The organism is Paenibacillus kribbensis (assembly GCF_002240415.1).
Classification (GTDB): domain Bacteria; phylum Bacillota; class Bacilli; order Paenibacillales; family Paenibacillaceae; genus Paenibacillus; species Paenibacillus kribbensis.
This window is the reverse complement of sequence record NZ_CP020028.1, coordinates 3031525-3052418: the sequence shown is the minus strand read 5'-3', so window position 1 is coordinate 3052418 and position 20894 is coordinate 3031525. Positions and strand designations below refer to the sequence as shown.

Annotated in this window: 20 protein-coding genes; 11 read left to right on the top strand and 9 right to left on the bottom strand. The window is 47.3% G+C overall.

What is annotated here, in order from left to right; genetic code table 11:
• The first annotated feature begins 84 nt into the window (after nt 1-84).
• Nucleotides 85-3114, top strand: a complete 3030-nt coding sequence (locus B4V02_RS13725) for an endonuclease (RefSeq protein ID WP_094155227.1) — start codon at nt 85-87, stop codon at nt 3112-3114.
• 109 nt (nt 3115-3223) lie between these two features.
• On the opposite strand, the gene B4V02_RS27010 is transcribed toward B4V02_RS13725, so the two are convergent.
• Both B4V02_RS27010 and B4V02_RS13720 read right to left on the bottom strand, forming a co-directional pair.
• Nucleotides 3224-3358, bottom strand: coding sequence for a hypothetical protein (locus B4V02_RS27010; protein ID WP_279628184.1), 135 nt, complete (start codon nt 3356-3358; stop codon nt 3224-3226).
• Nucleotides 3359-3387: 29 nt separating this feature from the next.
• Nucleotides 3388-3738: a hypothetical protein gene (locus B4V02_RS13720; protein WP_094155226.1), complete on the bottom strand. Its 351-nt coding sequence runs from the start codon at nt 3736-3738 to the stop codon at nt 3388-3390.
• 251 nt (nt 3739-3989) lie between these two features.
• Here B4V02_RS13720 and greA point away from each other — a divergent pair, with 251 nt between their 5' ends.
• Entirely contained in the window at nt 3990-4469 is a 480-nt protein-coding gene (gene greA / locus B4V02_RS13715; protein WP_007430366.1) for a transcription elongation factor GreA, read from the top strand.
• A 69-nt stretch (nt 4470-4538) separates the two neighbouring features.
• Here the strand turns inward: greA and B4V02_RS13710 are convergent, their stop codons facing one another.
• The 4 genes from B4V02_RS13710 to B4V02_RS13695 form a co-directional block, all read right to left on the bottom strand.
• Entirely contained in the window at nt 4539-5462 is a 924-nt protein-coding gene (locus B4V02_RS13710) for an alpha/beta hydrolase family protein (protein WP_094155225.1), read from the bottom strand.
• A 148-nt stretch (nt 5463-5610) separates the two neighbouring features.
• On the bottom strand, nt 5611-6759 hold the full coding sequence (locus B4V02_RS13705; RefSeq protein WP_094155224.1) for a helix-turn-helix domain-containing protein: 1149 nt from the start codon (nt 6757-6759) through the stop codon (nt 5611-5613).
• Nucleotides 6760-7059: 300 nt separating this feature from the next.
• Entirely contained in the window at nt 7060-7599 is a 540-nt protein-coding gene (locus tag B4V02_RS13700) for a transcription repressor NadR (protein ID WP_094155223.1), read from the bottom strand.
• Complete coding sequence (locus B4V02_RS13695) at nt 7596-8750, bottom strand: IscS subfamily cysteine desulfurase (protein ID WP_094155222.1); 1155 nt, start codon at nt 8748-8750, stop codon at nt 7596-7598. The genes B4V02_RS13700 and B4V02_RS13695 overlap by 4 nt, the downstream gene beginning before the upstream one ends.
• A gap of 167 nt (nt 8751-8917) precedes the next feature.
• Between B4V02_RS13695 and nadA the strand changes: the two genes are divergently transcribed.
• Entirely contained in the window at nt 8918-10024 is a 1107-nt protein-coding gene (gene nadA / locus B4V02_RS13690) for a quinolinate synthase NadA (RefSeq protein ID WP_094155221.1), read from the top strand.
• Between the two features lie 43 nt (nt 10025-10067).
• Here the strand turns inward: nadA and B4V02_RS13685 are convergent, their stop codons facing one another.
• Entirely contained in the window at nt 10068-11423 is a 1356-nt protein-coding gene (locus tag B4V02_RS13685; protein WP_094155220.1) for an outer membrane protein assembly factor BamB family protein, read from the bottom strand.
• Nucleotides 11424-11609: 186 nt separating this feature from the next.
• On the opposite strand from B4V02_RS13685, the gene B4V02_RS13680 reads away from it, so the two are divergent.
• From B4V02_RS13680 to B4V02_RS13655, 6 genes are all read left to right on the top strand, one after another.
• Nucleotides 11610-11930, top strand: a complete 321-nt coding sequence (locus B4V02_RS13680; RefSeq protein WP_094155219.1) for a hypothetical protein — start codon at nt 11610-11612, stop codon at nt 11928-11930.
• On the top strand, nt 11896-12729 hold the full coding sequence (gene yidC / locus B4V02_RS13675; protein WP_094155218.1) for a membrane protein insertase YidC: 834 nt from the start codon (nt 11896-11898) through the stop codon (nt 12727-12729). Before B4V02_RS13680 ends, yidC begins: the two co-directional genes overlap by 35 nt.
• Nucleotides 12730-12920: 191 nt before the next feature.
• Nucleotides 12921-13697, top strand: a complete 777-nt coding sequence (locus B4V02_RS13670; RefSeq protein WP_094155217.1) for a GNAT family N-acetyltransferase — start codon at nt 12921-12923, stop codon at nt 13695-13697.
• Between the two features lie 76 nt (nt 13698-13773).
• Nucleotides 13774-14445 (top strand): phosphatase PAP2 family protein, encoded by a 672-nt coding sequence (locus B4V02_RS13665; protein WP_094155216.1) that lies wholly within the window; start codon nt 13774-13776, stop codon nt 14443-14445.
• Between the two features lie 247 nt (nt 14446-14692).
• A complete protein-coding gene (locus B4V02_RS13660; RefSeq protein WP_094155215.1) occupies nt 14693-15403 on the top strand; it encodes a response regulator transcription factor in 711 nt (236 codons plus the stop codon).
• Nucleotides 15400-16776: a sensor histidine kinase gene (locus B4V02_RS13655; RefSeq protein ID WP_094155214.1), complete on the top strand. Its 1377-nt coding sequence runs from the start codon at nt 15400-15402 to the stop codon at nt 16774-16776. The genes B4V02_RS13660 and B4V02_RS13655 overlap by 4 nt, the downstream gene beginning before the upstream one ends.
• Nucleotides 16777-16856: 80 nt before the next feature.
• On the opposite strand, the gene B4V02_RS13650 is transcribed toward B4V02_RS13655, so the two are convergent.
• On the bottom strand, nt 16857-17330 hold the full coding sequence (locus B4V02_RS13650; RefSeq protein ID WP_094155213.1) for a C40 family peptidase: 474 nt from the start codon (nt 17328-17330) through the stop codon (nt 16857-16859).
• 362 nt (nt 17331-17692) lie between these two features.
• Between B4V02_RS13650 and B4V02_RS13645 the strand changes: the two genes are divergently transcribed.
• Together B4V02_RS13645 and B4V02_RS13640 are read left to right on the top strand one after the other, a co-directional pair.
• Nucleotides 17693-18718 (top strand): glycosyltransferase, encoded by a 1026-nt coding sequence (locus tag B4V02_RS13645; protein ID WP_157739741.1) that lies wholly within the window; start codon nt 17693-17695, stop codon nt 18716-18718.
• A gap of 21 nt (nt 18719-18739) precedes the next feature.
• Nucleotides 18740-19420: a succinylglutamate desuccinylase/aspartoacylase family protein gene (locus B4V02_RS13640; RefSeq protein WP_094155212.1), complete on the top strand. Its 681-nt coding sequence runs from the start codon at nt 18740-18742 to the stop codon at nt 19418-19420.
• Nucleotides 19421-19543: 123 nt separating this feature from the next.
• On the opposite strand, the gene B4V02_RS13635 is transcribed toward B4V02_RS13640, so the two are convergent.
• A complete protein-coding gene (locus B4V02_RS13635; protein WP_094155211.1) occupies nt 19544-20887 on the bottom strand; it encodes a sugar phosphate nucleotidyltransferase in 1344 nt (447 codons plus the stop codon).
• Between the last annotated feature and the right edge of the window lie 7 nt (nt 20888-20894).

Sequence of the window (20894 nt, the reverse complement as noted above, 5' to 3'; positions counted from 1 at the left end):
TGTCCGAACATAATTGAATGCTAAAATTTGTATTTGGTCCCCCCTCAGCCAGGGAGCCACAAACTAACCAACAGGAGGAATAGAATGGGAATCATTCGTCTTTTTGCAGCCCGCAGCATCAAATACGCTACTGCGATGGTATTCACTTTGTCATTGTACGCGGGCGCTGTGAGCGGCATACAGCCGGCATCGGCAGAAGGCCCGGCCGATCCGGCTCCGTTCATCGCTGCCAAGGTGGTGAATGAGAATGCTGGCAAAAAAGTGTTATTCGATAATACACACGGACAGACGTCCGGTGCCGCAGACTGGGTCATTGACGGAGGGTTTTCCGACTTCGGACAGGCTCTTGCGAACCGTGGCTATGATGTGCATGAGCTTCGTAAATCTACGCCGATTACTTACGATGATTTGAAAAATTATGATGTATTTGTGACGGCAGAGCCGAATATTCCTTTTAAACAAAGCGAACAGGCTGCAATGGAGCAGTATGTCAAAGCAGGCAACAGTATTTTCTTCATTGGAGATCACTATAATGCAGACCGCAACAAAAATCGGTGGGACGGCTCGGAAAGTATAAACGGCTACCGCCGTGGAGCATGGGAAGACCCTGCCAAGGGGATGAGTTCAGAGGAAAGAAGCTCGGCAGCGATGCAGGGTGTAGTCAGCTCGGACTGGCTGGGCAGCCAGTTTGGTGTACGTTTCCGCTATAATGCACTAGGCGATATTACCGCCAATCAGATTGTGGAGCCTGCGCAGGCGTTCGGCATTACAACAGGGGTGAGCAATGTCGCGATGCATGCAGGGTCCACGCTGGCGATCATCGACCCCACCAAAGCCAAGGGCATCGTATACCTGCCCGAAACGAATCAAGCCTGGGGCAATGCAGTCGATCAGGGCGTCTATAACGGAGGCGGTATACCGGAAGGACCCTATGCAGCCGTATCAAAAGTAGGACTGGGCAAAGCAGCTTTCATCGGGGATTCATCTCCTGTCGAAGATGCAACGCCAAAATATTTGCGCGAAGAGACAGGGACCAAGAAGACGACATATGACGGCTTTAAGGAGCAGGATGATGCTATACTGCTGGTTAACCTGATCGACTGGTTGTCCAAGAAGGAGGATTACACCAGCCTGACGGATGTGAAAAGCTTGCAGCTTGACCAGCCGACGGCGCTGCTGCCTTTTGAAGAGCCGCAGGCTTCGACGGAGCCGCAAGCTGAGCCTTGGTCTGCTCCCGCAGCAGGCTACAAATGGTGGGATCAGCAAACCTTCAAGACTGGCTCTTATGGAGGACCCACAGCCAGCGCACAGCCTGTGTACAGCATCGTTCGTCAGGAACAGCTGCCGAATGCACAGCCTTTTCAAATTCGAATTGTTGCTGACCAGTTGGCTCCCAATACCACGGTTAGTGGATTCAGCACAGGCATTTATGTAGCAGGGGGCACTCAGGTAGCCCAGATTCAAAACCCGGATGGCACTTGGCCAACCTCGTATGGCTATAGCGGAGCATTTAGTCTGGCGTCCGACAGCAAGGGGCATGCCTACAAAGAACTCACCGTACGAATCAAGCCGGGAACCAGCGGTGCGGCCAATCTTCGATTGAGGCAAAATGGCAGCAACCTGCTAACCCAATCGGTCGTACTGGCCGATGTCCCGGCAGAGCCGCTGCCTGAGGAAGGAAATACCATTCCGTCACGTATTAGCATTGCCGAAGCACGGAGCCTCCCGGCTGGCAAAGCTGTGACCGTGGAGGGAGTCGTGACGACACAGCCAGGCGCCTTTGGCGGTCAAGCCTTTTATATGCAGGACGAAAGTGGAGGCATTTATGTATATCAAAACCAAAACGGGTTCCAGCAGGGCGATCAAGTAAAAATTACAGCCAGCCTTGCATTGTACAACAGTGAACTGGAGCTGACCGATCCGGTGGCTATTGAAAAAACGGGAGCAGGACAGCTTCCACCGGCCATGCCAATCACGGAATTAAACGATGCCAATCAAGGACAGCTGGTTGAGCTTCCCTCAGCCACCATTCGTAATATAATCGACGCGACTCCAGCTGGTTCATTTGAATTTGATGCGGTAGCTGGCGAGGCAAGTCACCATGTTCGCGTGGATGCACGTACAGGCGTCACTCGGACATCCTTTCCTTATCAGGCAGGGCAGCAAGTAAAAGTAAAAGGGATATCGGCGATTTTTAAAGGAAATTACCAGTTAAAGCCGCGCGGGCTGGATGATTTTTCAGTTCAAGCAGGGGCAGAGCTGCAAGAAGTAAAGCTTTCGCTGGACCACCAGAACCTCATCGTGGGGGATACCGCATCTACACACCTCAGCGGTACACTAACGGATGGCAGCGAAGCAGATTTAAGCAATGCTTCTGTGCAGTATACCAGCAGTCATGAGTCCGTTACACTGGACACGTATGGCAAGCTCCAAGCGGTAAAAGAGGGCAGCGCCGAGATTACAGCCAGCGTCACTCTACAAGGCAAAACCGTCGTATCCAATCCTGTAACAATTACCGTCGGAAAAGCCAATGCTGGTGATGTCCCGGGCAAACCTGTTTTATCCAATGATAACGGGCAGGACAATGGCCTAAAGGATGGTAATTATCATATCACTATGAATCTGTGGTGGGGTACGAACGGCGATGAACTCAAGCTGTATGAAAACGGCGAGCTGATCGGGACCCAGTCTTTGCAAGCCGCTTCCCCCGGAGCACAGCATGCCATCATTCCAGTAACGGGGAAAGCGAATGGTACCTACACATACACGGCCGAACTGATCAATGCTTCCGGTAAAACGACCAGTGATCCGTTAGTCGTCAAAGTGACCGATGCTTTACCGGGCATTCCGGTGCTCTCTCATGACAATTGGGACGGTGACGGCAACTACACGGTTTCCATGAATATGTGGTGGGGTACCAATGCAACAACATATAATTTATATGAAAATGGTGAGCTGATCGACACGCAAGAGCTGGCGAGCAAAACCCCCCAGGCTCAAAGTGCAGCTACAAACATTCAAGGCCGAAAGCCGGGCACCTATGAGTATCGGGCCGAGCTGGTCAATGACGCAGGAAAAGTTTCGAGCCAAACGATTACTGTAAAAGTGAAGTAGCGTTAATAAATAGCAAGAGCATCTATTGGCTTTGCGGAGCCTGATAGATGCTCTTCATTATTTAATATCAAAAAAAGCCCTGCTGGAACGGGGACCTGCCCATTTAGGATTAAGATGTAGTTGGTGTAGTCGAGAGAGTATCTAAATCGGCAGAGCCGAAGAAAAATAAAACAATCAGAATGGTGAGAATGATAAACTCTGCAAAATGCTCCCCGTCAAACTCGCCTGCCGTAAGCTCACTCACCGCAAATAACCCCTTTCGTCATCGGTATATTACTTATCCATTTTCTTTTGAAAGGCTTGTATGACTTGATCCAGCGTCATATTTCCGTTGTCATTTAAAAATTTCACCATGTTGTCGACATTGGTGGAGTTCGATGCCAGTGTTTTGAATTTTCCCGTTAATCCTACAAGCAGAGTTGCTTGTCTGTATAAAGTAACGGAATCGACGCGCAGCTTGCCTGTTAACAACAGGGCCGCTACCACGACCTCTACATTTTTTCCATGCAGAGCAGAGAAGATAGCCGCATTGCTGTCTAGTTTGCTTTTCTTTTGTCCGTTGGAGGAGCCAGGGGATGATTTGGAGCTGCGATTCCCATTTCCATTCTTTCCTAAGGAAGCCATTGAATCTTCCTCCCACCATAAACTGTTCTTGTCAGGTATGAAAAAAGTTTGGGACAAGGACAGTGGCACTGCACGTGCTCATCAAATGCGATATAATCTTATTGTATGCGATAAAAAAGCATTGGTTACTGCAAGAATAACCCTGACTGAGTGTTCCCAGGCTCCTCTTATTATGTAAATTATTTTCGCATGTTGGTTCAATATAGAGTAAACTACAATAAAGCAAACGAAATAGGAGTTGTGAATAAAGTATGTCAAATGAAGAAGTATTGTTAACCAAAGAGGGATTAGCCAAGCTGGAGGAAGAACTCAAGGAACTGAAGACTGTAAAACGCAAGGAGCTGGCTGAACGTCTCAAGCTGGCGATCAGCTACGGAGACTTGAAGGAAAATAGTGAATATCACTCAGCCAAGGATGATCAAGCGTTTATGGAAACTCGTATTTTGACACTGGAAAAAATGTTAACCAAAGCTCGGATTGTGGATGAAAGCAACCTGGACCTCCGAACTGTCAGTGTAGGCTCAACTGTCGTTCTCAATGATATTGAATTTTCGGAGAAGATGGAGTACAAAATTGTAAGTCCTGCTGAGGCAGACGTTCTGGATAATAAAATTTCCTATGAGAGTCCTTTAGGCAAGGCGCTTTTGGGTAAAGAAGTGGGCAGTATCATTCATGTAGACGCACCTATGTCTGTCATTAAATATGAGCTGCTCGAAATTAAGCTCACATAGTTCATTCCCGATTCCCTTGGTAAGGGAGCCGGGATTTTTTATTTACTGGAGGGCCACTTTCTTGTTGCTTTAGGCCAATATCCACTCCGCAATATCCTCCAAAACTTCAGTAGACACCTTTTGTGGGATTTTGTACTCTTTTTTGAAGTCCTTGACCCTGTCATAAACCGACTTCATAAACAGGTGGTTCAATCCGGGGTAGAGCTTGAAACGGACATTGGGCTTACCGATGCAGATTTGCTGATAGAGTGCGAAATCCTTTTCCGTGGAGACCTGAAAATCCTTGTCTCCCTGCAATATCAGCAGGGGTTTTTCTGTTCTGCTCAGATAATGGGCAACGGGATGTTCAGCCATTTCCTTGAAATACCATGCGTAGGTTTTACCAAAAATCTTTGTCTGTTTTGCTTTTTCCTCATTCATACCGGAGATGGCGTCGAATTTGGCTTTGAGACCCACGATTTGCCTATTCGCTATTTTTTGTAGAAATTTAGGCAGTTGACTGAGCACATCATCATTTTGGCTCATCAATATATCGCTCAACATACGCGGCGAGCCTGCACATATGATTATACCTGCGAAATCGCCGCCCTCCGCGTCAATACGCGGCGCGAGCATACCACCGAGGCTGTGACCTAAAATGTACACCTTGTCGGAGTCAATTCTGCCGTCATTTTTAAGCAGTTTGGCGGCAAGGATGGCGTCCTCTATTGTTTCGCTTTCCACAGTAACATCGCCGGGGCTTTCTTTCAGCATCTGCTTCCCGTAAATCTTTGTGCGCTTGTCATAGCGAAGCACAGCGATTCCTTTGGCAGACAGTGCTTCTGCAATATCGCGGAACGGCTTATTAGCGCCGATACTTTCATCCATATCCGCAGGGCCTGAGCCATGCACCAGTACCACAGCCGGAACCATTGAAGTACAATGATCCGGCAACGACAAAATCCCATTCAAAGGGTATTTCGTTCCCCTGCCAATAATTATTTTTTCGTTCATGTCTATAACCTCCGACCAGATAAGTGATGGCGCTATTACATGTGGAATGAGTAAGTGCAATACAATGTCGGTAGAAAAGTGGGCAATCATAGCCGAGGCCCAAAATCACACCTGTTATAATTATGGCCAGCCACACGCGCTGCCTTCATCAATTCAACGGACATTTTCCAGAACGGGATGCACAATGTCTATTTCCTTCTATAAATTTTTCCATTTTATGAACGACTCGTTGATATCTAGGGTCATCTCGCAACGAATCGAACGCTGGATTCATCAGTCCATCCCGCATCAAGCTTTCCTTAATTATTTGCTCGCTGCGGGGCGCGACTTCGACGCAATCATTCAGCCACGGTTCAATCAGGTCAAAGAAGGAATCTCCATGAAGCTCGAAGGGGAAAAATCCTTCCACGCAGGTATCCACATATTTTCCAAGCAGTTCAATTGCTTTTTCGGGGAAATTGTTCGCGCAATACATATGAGCACCTTGTGCATAAAGCAGGATGACATTGTTTGGGTTTAGCCGCTTCATATTAAAATTTCGTGCGATATCTGTCGCCCTCAGAAAGGCTTCTTCCGCTTTTTCGAGGTTGTCCATATTCGTTTGCAGTACTTTCAGCAGCCCTTGAAAAGTCGCCATCGTATACTGATACAGATCAATCTGCAAGGTTTCTTTGGCTTTGCCAAAGTTACCCATAACCTGATAAGCCTGTGAAATTAACACACCCTCCGGCATCACAGGTCGGATTCCTTCCCCAAGTAAATCCAAAACCCGCTGTGGTTTATTAAGCGTCAGACAGCAAATCGCCTGATATAAAACCGCTTCTTTGGAAAGTTGAACATCGTCGCTTTCTGCCTGAATCCGCTCACATAGCGTCACGGTTTCGTTCAGGAGCGCCTCTTTTCGTTCCTGCGTTCCCGCCAGCATGAAGTGATTGGTGTACAGTCTGACTATTTGCAAAAGGAGTGGAAAACAGGCGTAATATTTTTTAATGATGGTAGCGCACTCCGCGATTACATCTTCAAAAGGCAGGGTAGCGAAATCGGAGGCCAACCTGGTGTATATTTTTGTGATGTCCGTCCGTTCCATTTGCGGGGAATAGCCCATCAGTTCGTCTATGCTGATGTTAAAATAGGCGGCAAGCTGTGGGAGAAATGTGATGTCGGGATAGCTTTGCCCCGTTTCCCACTTAGAAACAGACGCTTTGGAAACGCCGATATATGCCGCAAGCTCATCCTGCGTGATTCCTTTTCCCCTGCGTTTGGCCACAATGACCGATGCCAGATTGATGTCTTTCATCAACGTCACCTCCGCTTATTACTATACGGTTTATATAGTAAACTTCCAAGCGACTCCTGGTTTACTTTTCGAGAAACAATCAACCGTAGGGAAACAATATAAAATAAACAGCCCACCCCGTAGGGTGAGCTGTGTTTTAAATACTATACTTGACTGTTACAAGAATCTTGTTATCGCCGAAGCCGTGTTAGAGCGCGGCAAACCTAAAACGTCCTGCCGGGTTCGATATTTTAATAAACCAAGCCAGTCCAACACTTTATTTTCGTGTTGTGACTGGCTTTTTCCATGAAAGGATTTAAGCTAGTCCGTCATCAAAAAGCCGGCTTGCTCCAATGCAGCACAGGCATCATTAATTTTAGCTTCATCCGAGGCTTGTAAGGTATGAAGATGGATGCCTCCGGTCAGCTGGGACAAATAAGTGGCTTGAGTGGAGTTGATTTTGCGAATAAAATCCTCCACTTCCTTGCGATTTCCGACCCGTATCGGAGCAGTCAGATCGCCATATACCGGATGCTCCACAATAACATCCTGCACACTTACACCATAGTCCACAATTAGCTTTAATTCCTCTTCTGCCTGTTCAGGTCGGTGATTGCACACGATAATACGTGAGGCTATGGGAGCAGCCTGCCCTGCAGGCTCCATATAAATGTATCCTTGGCTCGTAGCCAGGATAGGCTCTTGGCTTGCCTTTAACAGGGAAATATCCTGTACAATTACTTGTCTGGAGACGGAGGCTCTTCGTGCCAGCTCGTTCCCGGTCAGCGGAGATTCATTTTTGAGCCACAGCAGCAGCTGCTTGCGGCGATCCGTTCCTGACCATTTTGAAGATTCTGTCAATGGGATAAGCTCCTTTCTTGTCGATGCGTCAATTCTGCCAAAATACCTACCAGTACATTCAGATCCTCGATTGTAGTTGTCCTTCCGAAAGAAATACGGATAAATTGTAAAGCTTCACGATCAGACGCTCCGAGCGCTTGTAAGGCAGGTGAGGGTTCGTGGTGTCCGGCGGCACATGCGCTGCCGGTAGATATGCACACACCACTGCGGTTACATTCCAGCATAACATATTGTCCCTCGTAACCGTGAAAAAAACATCCCACGATATGACTGAGCACTGCTTCTGTGCCGCTTTCCTGTACGACCCAACGCAACGGAATGGATTTATTTTGAACTTGGGTCATAAAATATTGCCTTAACATAGCATACCGCTGCTGATGCAGCTCCATTTGTTCAGTCATCAATTCTGCTGCTGCGACAAATGCAGCAATACCGGGAACATTAACTGTTCCGGGACGAAATCCGTTTTCATGCAATGTATCAGGGTACACGGGACGCCACGGAGTCCCCGGCTTGAGATATGCAGCACCGACACCTTTGGGGCCATACACCTTATGGCTTGAAACGGAGAGGGCATCTATTCCCATGGCTGCTACATCAATGGGTATGTTCCCGAAAGTCTGTACCGCATCACTGTGTAGCAAAATACCACGATTTCGCAGCAGGGGAGACAAGGCCGCAAGATCCTGAATCAGCCCAGTTTCCGAATTGGCGTGCTGTATGGATACGAGTCCGGTATTTTCTCTGAGATGAGGCAAGAGAGCTTCGCTGGTTATTCGTCCGTCCTTGTCCGGTTGTACAATTGTCAGCTCATAGCCCTGCCGCTCCAGCAAAGTGGCAAGATTGTACATAGACTGATGCTCCAGTGCGCTCATAATCCAATGCTTTTTGTGCTGCGGCAATCCGTTCAGGATCGACTGGACAAGCAACATATTGGATTCCGTTCCTCCTGTTGTAAAATAAACGCCTTCCTTTTGCCCGCCAATCATATTCGCTATCCGTTGTCTGCTGTAATCCAGCGCATAAGCTGCCTGGCCGCCCGCGTCATGAAGGCTGCTGGCATTTCCGAACATTTCCTTATTTAATGCGTTATACATATTCAATGCTTCGTCACACATTGGTGTGGAAGCGGCATAGTCCAGATAAATCACAGCCAATCCTCCCTGTTTAAAAATAATTCCATCACAAAAATCCTTGAGATTATTGTAGGCATGTGTAAATATAAGTGTCAAGACACTTGTAAATATGCATGTAACACGTCGGCTGTCTGTTCATAAAAGCAGAGACAGACCGCCGCAGAGATAATGGAGGGATTGGAATGTCTATACTTGATGTTTTACAAGGAAATCGAGGGCTGATGCCGGAGAGCTATAAGACACTGTCAGTTGCAGATATGGAGCGTCGTGTTGCCGAACTGAAACAAAAATGGGGTCCAAAGCTGCTCATTCCGGGCCATCACTATCAGAAGGATGAAGTGATTCAGTTTGCTGATATAACAGGGGATTCTCTACAGCTTGCCCAAATGGCGGCACAAAACCAGGAAGCGGAATTTATTGTGTTTTGCGGAGTTCATTTTATGGCGGAAACGGCGGATATGCTGACTGCCGACCGACAAACGGTCGTACTGCCGGATATGCGCGCAGGCTGTTCGATGGCAGATATGGCGAATATGGAGCAAACCGAACGGGCTTGGAAGCATTTGCAGGAGCTTGTTGGAGACACGATTATTCCGTTAACCTATGTGAATTCTACAGCAGAGATCAAAGCCTTTGTAGGACGGCATGGCGGGGCTACCGTGACCTCTTCGAATGCCAAGCAGGTGCTGGAATGGGCGCTAAAGCAAAAGGAACGTATTTTGTTTTTGCCGGATCAGCATTTGGGTCGCAATACAGCCTACGATCTTGGAATTCCGCTGGATGAAATGGCCGTGTGGAATCCAATGACCGATCAGTTGGAGACTGAACGGGACCCGGCAACCGCGAAAATTATTTTATGGAAAGGGCATTGCTCTGTTCATGAAAAATTTACGGTAGATCATGTTCGCAGCATCCGTGAGCGTGACAAGAATATCCGGGTCATCGTTCATCCCGAATGCTCTTATGAGGTCGTACAGTTCGCAGATTGCGCGGGCTCCACCAAATTCATCATCGATACCATCCGTGCGGCAGAGCCGGGGACCCGATGGGCCGTCGGCACAGAGATGAATCTCGTGCAACGAATCAAGCAGCAGTACCCTGAACAGCAGATTGAATCGCTCAATCCCGATATGTGCCCTTGCCTGACCATGAATCGGATCGATCTTCCACATCTGCTATGGGCATTGGAGCAAATTGATCAGGGAGAGCCTGTGGGTGTGATTCGTGTGGGTGAGCAGGTCAGACAGGAAGCTGTACTGGCGCTGAATCGCATGCTGGCAATCCGTTAGACTTGTGCCGTGTCCAGCGGATTCCTTCTTGAAATCTTTGGACTTACTTTAGAGATGCAGGGAGCTTGACGGCAAGCAGACGGTTGCCGGATTGAATAAATATCATCCCGCCGGATTTGAGTGTAGGACCGAAGGAGCGTGAGCCTGTGTTGACAGTAAACACGGGATTCAAGGCCATCAGGTCATAGCCGTGAAATACGCCATCTGATTGTCCGACGTACACCCCTTTGCCAAATACGTCAGCTTGAATGATCGGATTATCACCGCCGAAATGAATGAACTGACCTGAGGCCAGCTTCATGGCAGTCAGTCCGCCTTTACTAAAATCCTGGTAGAAGATGCGGCCTTCATGAATGGACGATAAAGGAAAAAGTTGTTCATAGCCTTCTTGCGACCACTTGCGAGCAGGTTTGCTGTCTGCTTTGTAGTTCCAGAAGTCATAGGAAGCCAGTGCCTTTCCTTGAAAGACATAAAGGTCTTTACCGTACAATAAAGCAGAACCATATATGCCTCCAGATTGGAAAGTGCCATCTTTATTTTCAGCTTCGGTCCATCGGTACTGACGATCTCCTTTGGATTCACCTGTCTTGAGGTCGAACTGTGATATCGTAACTTTTCGATTTACCGGATCATCATCCATCATAAACGTATTGGCAAGAGAGTAGACCACCCCGTCTTTAACGGCCAGTGGAAAGGAATTTCTGAAGCTTTCCCAAAGCTTTTTGCCGGTTTTAGCGTCATAGGCATTGATCTGTTCAAAAGTCAGGCTGCCCTGTACGTTATAATTGCGGATAAGGACACCATCGGTCTCCATTAGGTTGTTCAGACCATGGTATGAGTCCTTATCCTCACTGATTTTCCATTTGAGTTTGCCGCTGGCAGCATCGACCGCAGCCGTTTGTTCCGACTGTGTAATGTATACTGTAGAGCCGATTCGATAAATATGATCCGCCTTCGTAAATCCTAAAGAAGTGGTCCATGCTTTCTTGCCTGATTCTGTAACTGCATAGATGGAGCTGTTCTGTGTCATTCCGTAGATGGTGCCATTGCTATGAATCAAAACAGGGGCAAGCTGATCACCATATTGCCACAATTTCCGGCCCGAGCTGCCCTCTAGGGCAACCAGTCTGTGGTTAGCATCAATTGCGAACACCTTACCGTTTTCCGCTACTGCAACCGCCTGCTCTGAATATTGATTTCTATCGATTGGGATAACAGGAAAAGACCAGGAAGGCTTGATCACAGGTGCTTGGATTGAGCTGCTATAAGCTCCGCTGCTCATCGAGACGGCAGATTGCTCTGCACTTGCTTTTTCAGCGAATCCACCAATGATCAGGGGCAGCCCAATACTGGCTACCGCCAATCCTGTTAACCATGAGCTATGTATCGTTTTTCTCATACGTGTTTGCTCCTTTACGAATTAATGGGGAGTAAGGTTTTACATGAAATTCCCTTTTGATTAGACTGTAAATAAAGCCAAAAGTTTCATGTGTTTGTGAACCTATCTGTATCTCTAATTAAAGATTAGTCGTTAACCCGGTTTCGTGCTATAATCGTAGCAACCAACCGAAGGAGGTTGAATCCCTTGTTTGAGCTTCAGGACCTGCTCCCTTATTTGTTTACAATTGGCTTGCTGTGTACCGTAACCTATGCGTATCTCACTCATTTGCACGGCAATGTACCCGAATGCTGGGTAGAAGGCGGGGCTGTGCGGTCACATGCTTCTTCGCTGATGCCGATATCTGCTCGTGGACAGGACATGCCTGTCCGACTGGCACGCCATATCCGGCGCAAGGAAGCGCCGGATGAAGACACGTCAGATTGTTTCCCCTCGTTGAACGATAGTATAGCTAATCAACGAGGAGGAACATATGAAACGTTTCAAGGGATTCACCTTTTGGGGTAAAAAAGAACGGATATTAGGAATGATGGCAGCATTGGCGGTGGTCTTGCTGCTATCTGGCTGCGGTGCGACTGCTGGAGAGATTAATTCACAGACACCCGGTTTTTTTAATCATTATGTGGTGTTCCCACTTTCTTGGCTCATCCAGCAATTAGCGGAATGGTTTGGTGGAAGCTTTGGACTGGCCATCATGACACTGACGTTAGTTGTTCGTCTGGCGTTACTGCCGCTAATGATGCGTCAAACACGTGCCCAGCAGGGGATGAAGCGCAAGATGAGTGCCATGCAGCCCGACCTGGACCGAATTAAGAAGAAGTACGAAAATAAGAAGGATGCTGCCAGCCAGCAGAGTATGCAGCAGGAAATGATGTCGCTTTACAAAGAGCATCAATTCAATCCGCTCAATATCGGCTGTTTGCCTATTCTCATTCAGCTTCCGATATTGAGTGGGATGTACACTGCCATCCGGTTAACCCCGGAACTGGCCTCTCACTCCTTCCTGTGGTTTCGGCTCGGACAGCCGGACTGGATTTTGGCAATCATCGTTGCAGTCGTTTACTTGGCACAGGCTAAGCTTTCTCAGTCTCAAATGACGGCTGACCAGCGCAAGCAATTTGCCATTATGGGATATCTTTCACCGATTATGATGGCGGTCTTTTCCTTTAGTGCCCCTGCAGCCATGCCGTTATACTGGACAGTAAGCGGCACCTTTTTGCTGCTCCAGTCGCTATGGTTTTGTAAACGTTATCCAACCGAGGAAGCAGAGAGTAAGGCCAAGCTTGGAGAAATCACACCAACCTAAAAGAAGAAGATGTTTGTTTAAATATCGAATTGTGTTGCAGCATGACATATGAAATAACAGGATGCCGTTCGAGCCATTATCAGGCTTGAACGGCATTTTTTTGTGCTGATTGTGTACAATTCGCTTGCGTTATTTCAGTCATTATGAAATCCTATTTTAATAAGTTTATTCTTAGAATTGGGAGGCGCGATATGAAAAATCCAGCCACGTCCATTGAATGGTATAAAAATCAAATCAGGGAGGACGGCTGCTATTGCATGAGAAGTATGCAAAAGGCACTGGGCTATGTACACAAGCTGAATTGGACAGAAAACGAATTTTCCCAAGGTTTGACTTACATACAGATAAGAAAGGACAATAAACCTGCAGGATTTATGGAGTATGCGTTGGGTGAACAGGCATGGAGGGCCGTTCATGCGGACGGATATCTTCTGATTCATTGTTTATGGATGGGGGTAACCGGATTGGGGCTAGGCTCTCAACTTATTCAACGTTGCATCGAGGACGCTGTCAGATTGGGTAAAAAGGGAGTTGCTGTGGTCACCAACACGGATACATCGTGGGCACCTGGCCCCGACATTTTTCTGAAGAACGGGTTTCAGCATGTGGAGAACGGACCTTATTCTTTTCAGCTGTATGTTTATAAGCTTAATAGGAATCATATTGATCCTTATTTTCCAAATAATTGGTCGCAGCGGCTAGAGCGCTTTAGTGAAGGCTTAACCATCTTGCGAACTCATCAATGCCCCTATTTGGAGATTGCCACGCAAAATGTGATTGAAGCAGCAGAGAATGTGGGCATACAACCAGAAATCATGTATATACACGATCGTTCACAGCTGATGGAATTGTCCCCGACACCTTATGGTGTATTCCATGTGATCTATAAAGGTGAATTGATTTCATATCACAGACTGACTCCGCGTTCTTTTGCAAAAAGGTTGAGCATGCTTTACGATAAAAGTTGATTCTTTGGGTGAAATTATGTAAGAAAGGTTTGTAAAGTAAAAATAAGAAACGGAGATCACGGAGGACCAACAAGATATGAAACAAACATCAACCAAGCTGCCCATCTCCTTGGCCCTACTCACATGTATAGTATGTGCGCTCGGTTTTACTTTAATCGCATTATGGGTCAGCGACCATCAGGTACGGCATTTTGACTACAAGATCATTACGGATATTCAACAGCTGGAGTCACCAGCAATGACTCGTATAATGAAATTTTTCACCCTAATCGGCAGCGGGATTCCGGTTGCGATCCTTATTTTAATCACCATGCTGGTGCTAAACAGAGTATTGGGCCACCGTAGAGAACTGCTGTTTTTAGCAATTGCTGTGCTGGGTTCGGTGTTGCTGAATACGGTATTAAAGTTGCTCTTTCACCGTGCGCGTCCCGAAATTAACCGTATTATTGAAGCGAATGGATACAGCTTTCCAAGCGGACATTCCATGACTGCATTCAGTATGTATGCGGCGCTGACCTTTTTAGTGTGGAAGCATGTTCCTTTCAAGCTAGGCCGTATCCTGCTGCTCGTGCTCAGCAGTCTGCTGATTATAGCGATCGGGACAAGCCGGATTTATTTGGGCGTGCATTATCCAAGCGATGTTCTAGGCGGCTATTTTATGAGTGGCTGCTGGATGGCGGCCTGTATTTGGTTTTATCAGCGATATGAAGAACGCAGGCCGTCACTTCGCTTTAAATCGACAGTGTAGTTCGTGACGCGGGCATTGAATTATAAAAAGCAAGCAGACGCGTTTAGCGTCTGCTTTTCATTTGGACAGAGGAAGTGAGGTGGTAATACTACATTAATTAGCATGAATAAATTACTCCTTAACATCAAAAAATGAATTACAAAATTACATTATAGAGCTTCCCAACGAATTAAAGCCTAAATCAAATAAAAATGCATGTATTTTCCAGTAGTCATTTGTTTTTCTATAGAAAATAGGTGGTTTTGTGGTGAAAAAATCGGTGCTGATCATTGATGACGAAGAGAAGATATCCAGGTTACTCCAATTGGAATTATCCCACGAAGGATATGCAGTTGAAATCGCTCAGACAGGCAAAGAAGGATTGGAAAAAGCTTTGGCACACACATGGGATATCATCATTTTGGATGTGATGCTGCCTGAGCTTAACGGGGTCGAGGTGCTAAAGCAGATTCGAAAAGTGGACAATCATACACCTGTAATTATGGTCACTGCACGTAACACAACTACTGATAAGGTCTCCGGTCTGGATGGAGGTGCGAATGATTACATTACGAAGCCTTTTGAAATCGAGGAGCTATTAGCGCGCATGCGGGCCAGTATGAGGCATCAATTGGAGTCAAGAGCTACCTCTGCACAAGAAGAGGACAATCCGCCGTATCTTCAGGTCGATAGCCTGATGCTGGAACCCAAAACACGTTCTGTGATGCGGGAAGGGAAGCGAATCGAACTGACGCCCAAAGAATTTGATCTGCTTCATTACCTCATGGAACACAAAAATCAAGTATTACAGCGGGATCAATTGATTCAGGACGTATGGGGGTTTGATTTTGTGGGGGATACGAATGTAGTCGATGTGTATATCCGATATGTTCGTAAAAAAGTGGATCATGGCTACAAAAAAAAGCTGATTAAAACCGTGCGTGGCGTAGGATATTGCATCAGGGAGGAAGATCATTGAAGCTGCGGACTAAAATTACCCTGCTCAGCTCGATTCTAGTGATGACCATTCTCCTGTTTGTAGATGTGACCGTGCATCTGTTGTTTGTCAAAATCGCCACTCGCAATGAAAGAGAAGTGCTGCAAAATAAGTGGACTGAAATCATTTCTGAAACCGGTTCCAAGATGATTTTGAAAAATGCTTGGGGACCCGAGTTAAAAGATGAGCTTTCGGGAGACACGATCCTGAGGGTTTTTGATCAGCAATCCCACCTTCTATATGAAATAAGTCGTCAGTCCCGCTTCAAGCTGGGTGATATACGTTTTAACCCTTCTCAAAGTTCACAGCTGACAGATGTACAGGGCCATAAAATCCTGGTCATTCATCTTCCAGTGCTTTCTCCGGAGGGAAATCAGGAGGGAACGCTGGAGATCGTGGAAAAATGGGATGCGCTCCAAAACAATCTCGATATTTTAGATACGATTCTAGTCACCCAAACTATAGGAGCTATGTTGCTTAGTCTGGTAGGCAGCACAATCTTAGCGAATGCCATCTTACTACCGATTTCGAGCAGTATCCAGACGATGCAGGAAATTGAAAGAAGCCTTAAATTCAAAAAAATCCCTGCTCGCACTCACAATCAAGATGAATTGTCTCAAATGACCGCAACCTTTAACCGAATGATGGACAGATTGGAGGAGAGCTTTCAAAGCCAGCAACAATTCGTCTCCGATGCTTCGCATGAGCTGAATACGACATTAATGATCATTGAGGGCTATGCTAACATGCTGCGACGGTGGGGCACGCGTGACGAGGAAATCCATAAGGAATCCATTGAATCCATCTATGAAGAAACGCAGCGGATGCGAACGATGACGCAGCAATTACTGACTTTGGCTTCCTCACAGCAGGAAGACCCGGAGCCGTATGAGCGAATGGAACTGATCGGTTGCTCTCAACAGGTAGTAGCACATCTCAAGCTTGTACATGATCGTCAAATGACGATTCTTACAGATGAAAAAGAAATCTGGCTTGATGCCAATCTTACCAAAATCAAGCAGCTACTGCTTATCTTGCTCGATAATGCTTTAAAGTACAGCTCAGATCCGATAGAGATTCTGTTGTCCACAGATAAAAAGGATGTGCACATCCGGGTCAAGGACTACGGAATCGGAATACCAGCGGGCGAGGTCAAGCGAGTCTTTGAGCGATTTTATCGGGTAGATAGCTCCAGACATCGTAAAACTGGAGGAACCGGGCTTGGGCTGCCCATTGCCAAGGCTATTACAGACGCCCATCAAGGGACGATACGTATGGAAAGCGTGGAAGGAAAAGGAACACAGGTGACCGTCACGTTGCCTCGAAGACAACAGGAAGGGCTGTCCCTACGGTAGACGTATCTACTCGCGGAACAGCCCTTTGCGTTGATACTTATAAGTGGCCATAGAGGAATGGGATCTTATCTATGCCTGTCCTACAGGACACGACGTGCTGTAGTGTAATGGGAACTCCACCATCCGGAATTAAGGTTCGTAATCGTTACGCCGCCTTTACCGAATGTGTGTAAAATCTTGCCATCCCCCATATAAATAGCTACATGGTGAATAGGAGAGTAGAAGAAGACCAGATCGCCTTTTTGCAGCTGACTACGTGGTACAAACGTGCCGACAGTCGATTGCTGTCTTGACGAACGCGGAAGCTTGATTCCATTTTGTCCAAATACATATTGAGTAAATGAAGAGCAATCAAAAGAGCTAGTGTCGCCTGCCTGTGCTCCAAACTGATAGGGTACACCCATAAATTGGGATCCTGTAGAAATGATCTGATCAGCTGTATCTACCGAAGCGGCGTGAGTGGTGTCAGGTCCAACTACAAAGCTTCCTGCGCCGAATGCCAAAGTCATCGTAAAGCAAATGCCCATCCATAATTTTTTTGAAGTGTGTTTCATATAAGATACCTCCGTTATTTCGTATTTTGTATCTTGTCGTGATGTCCTGATATGACAATAACACAAATAAAATATCCGGAATTTACCACTTAAGGTTACAATCCTGTTACCCCAACGCTTTTCCCTCATTTATTAGAAAACGATGAGAATTTTCACCTGATATTTTGATTGACAGAACGTGCATTTCCCCCTTATCACTGGGTCCGTATGACAAAAAGCGACTTGCAGACGATATGCACAAGCAATCACGCAAAATATGCATACCTATATACTAGAGTTAATAACTTATACGGGAACAAGCCTGGATTCCCGTTTATATCGAAAAGACCACACCGCTTTTCCGGTCAGGAAGGGGAATTCGTATGGCTTCAAAGCAGATTAAACAGCCCGAAGGTCGACATCTAACCATAGTTCAGGTCATTTCCAACTATCCCAATGCACAGCCGGTACCCTCCATCAAGGGTGGAACGGAAAAGGTCGTATATGAATTGACGGAGGAACTGGTAAGACGAGGACATCATGTAACTTTGTTTGCTGCCCGTGGGAGCAGGAGCAGTGCGCGACTGATTACCTATCCCAAGGGATTGAAGCACGATCAGATCTACCAATACGTCCTTCAGCACATGCCTCCCGGAACACAAATCATCCATGATCATACCTTTCGCTCTGCTCTGGGGCGCAAAAAGCTGCCTTGTCCGTCGATATGCACAGTTCATCTTCCAGTGAAGAAACACGGTAAAAATCCGGTGTTTGTCAGTAAGCGGGCACGTCAGCTTATGGGCGGAGGGAAAGGATCCTATGTCTATAACGGTATCAACACACATGAATACGAGTTCAGCAGCGAGAAGCATGGCTATCTACTGTTCATGGGTAGAATTATACGAAATAAAGGTGTATTGCAAGCCATTCAAGTTGCAGAACGAACAGGAAAAAGACTGCTTATTGCCGGTCCTATCAAAGCCCCTGTCTATTTTCGCCAAGAGATTCAAAAGCGAATTCAGCACAATCCCAAAATCCACTATGTAGGGGCGGTCGGAGGGGAACAAAAGCAGCAATTGCTGAAGCATGCCGAATGCCTGCTGTTCCCGACACTGTGGGAAGAGCCCTTTGGACTTGTGATGGTAGAGGCGATGGCTTGTGGAACACCCGTACTTGCTTTAAAAAACGGCTCTGTTGCCGAGGTTCTTTCAGGCTTTCCACAGCTGATTTGCAAATCAGTTGGCCAAATGGAGCGAAAGGTGCAGCAAAAAAATTACCCCTCACCCGCTCAGCTGCGCCAGTATGTCACCCAAAGATTCACTAACAAACAGATGACCAATAAATATTTGAAACTTTACCGTCAAATTATTCGTCGGCAAGGACAGAAGAAAAGGACATCGAAAGCCTGAGCCTAAACGGAGGTGAAGGGAATGAAGGTAAAAAAGCTTATGCTTGGAAAGGGTAATTCCTGGGCCACTCCTTATTATATAGCCACGGGGGAGCAGGAAGGTCCGCATGTGATGGTAGTCGCGGGCATACACGGCAATGAAATCGCGAGCATTCGCGCGGCTGAAAAGCTGGTAAAGCTGTTAAATCAGCAGAAGCTGCAAATCAGCCAAGGCAAGCTTATTATTGTGCCTATTGTGAATCAAGTTGCTTATCGCAAACGAATCAGGGGCGTACCCGATCTCAATCGAACCTTTCCACGCAAAAAAAAGCAGGCGGCATCCAATCCACTTTCCGCTGCGGTATTCCAATTAATACTAAAGCATACACCCGAGTGGTATCTCGATCTGCATGAAGCCAACGGATTATCACAAAAGGATGCCAAGGTGCTTGGTCAAACGCTAATTTCCGATCAGGGGAATCCGGTAGTTCCTGCGGTGCGGCGAACTATAAAGCGAATGAACCATTCCATCAAAAGCAAAGATCGGCATTTTAACATTCGGTTACATGAGCTGCCAGGCTCCTCCCGCACTGCGGCATCCCGCATTTTAGGCGCACGCGCAGTCACCGTGGAAACAGGCTGGAGTCTGCCCAAGCAGGTACGTATAAGGTATCAGCTGAAAATTGTGCAGCATCTTTTGAGAGAAGCCGGGTTGACCATATAACAATACAAAATAAAAATCGCTTCTAGAGCTATGGAGTTTCCTTTCCCATACTCAAGAGCGATTTTTTATTTGCAATTCTCGTCCTCAAATTGATTTTTGGGGCTTATGTGACATCTCTTTGCATCAGGCTTCGGGTTTATAGAAAGAGCTTACCAGGCTTTCTCCCAGGCGAACCTCAATCAGCTCCAATGGCTTATCCTGATCGGCACGGATCGTGTGATGGGTATCGACCAGAATACGAAAGACTGAACCGCTAACCGCCGTAAAGCGTTCTCCGTTCAGCATGACCTCTCCTCGACCAGAAACGATCGTCCACACTTTCAGCCCACTGCCATGACAATGGCCGTTTAAGCGATGATCCGGGAGTACGGTCAAACGTATGGCAAGAATATCGTTCAAACTCCGATGATCAAATTCGTCCAGTACCCGGTAGCTGCCCCAGGAGGTTTCCCCATGCATGGGATGTAGCTGAAGTGTCCCCAGCTTCTCCTTGATCGCGTGGGCATGACTTTTGGCGGCAATGAGGATGCCATCGGGGCTGGCAGCAGCAATAATACCCTCCACGCCAATGACATGGAGTGGAAAGGGCAGCTCATTGACAATATGCGTGTCATGAGCGGGACCGCTGATCTGTCCGCGCCCAATCACTCGGTTGGCGAGCTGGTTCGTTAATGTCTGCCAGCTGCCGATGTCGAGCCATTCACCCTCGTAGGGCAGGACGACGGCGTGTTCGGCACGCTCCGCAATCTCCTCATCGAAGCTGCGAACAGGGAGTCTGTCATACATCGAGCATAATGCCTTGTCGTTCAGGGGCAAATCACTACGCTCCATGCAGGCCAGCATATACCGTAGCTTAGAGGCGTAAATGCCACAGTTCCAGAGTGCACCTTGGCTTATAAGCTGTTGCGCCCCTATGCGATCCGGCTTTTCTGTGAAGCGGGCAACCGACGCATAGGAGGCTTTCCCTTTCCTTCCTGTTTGCTGCCCTGGAACGATATAGCCGTATTGGTCAGAGGGATGTGTAGGCCTTGTCCCAAGCATGGCCAGATCGGCTCCACTATCAAGCAACAGATCGGAAAGTGCCGCTACACTATGGAAAAAATCCTCGCCCGCAAACATATCCGCAGGAGCGATACAAACAATTTCGTCCAATCCCACGCCTCTGGTGTGGAAATAAGCAGCAGCGAGCGCAGCAGCGGTGAAGGTTCCCCGTTTGGCAGGCTCGCCGAGAACGGGCAGACGACCTTCCGTATGTCGCAAGGCCAGATTCACCTGACTCCGATGAGCCAGCAGCAGGGCAGAGGAATCCAGCCCGGCTGCAGCAAGTTGTCGATACACCCGACTGAGCATGGATTCCATTTGCCCGTCAGGGGCAGGCAACAGTCGGAGAAACAGCTTCGAGCGGATATCGTTGGACAATGGCCACAGCCTTTTTCCAGCCCCACCGCATAACAATACGAGTTGCACAGACGCT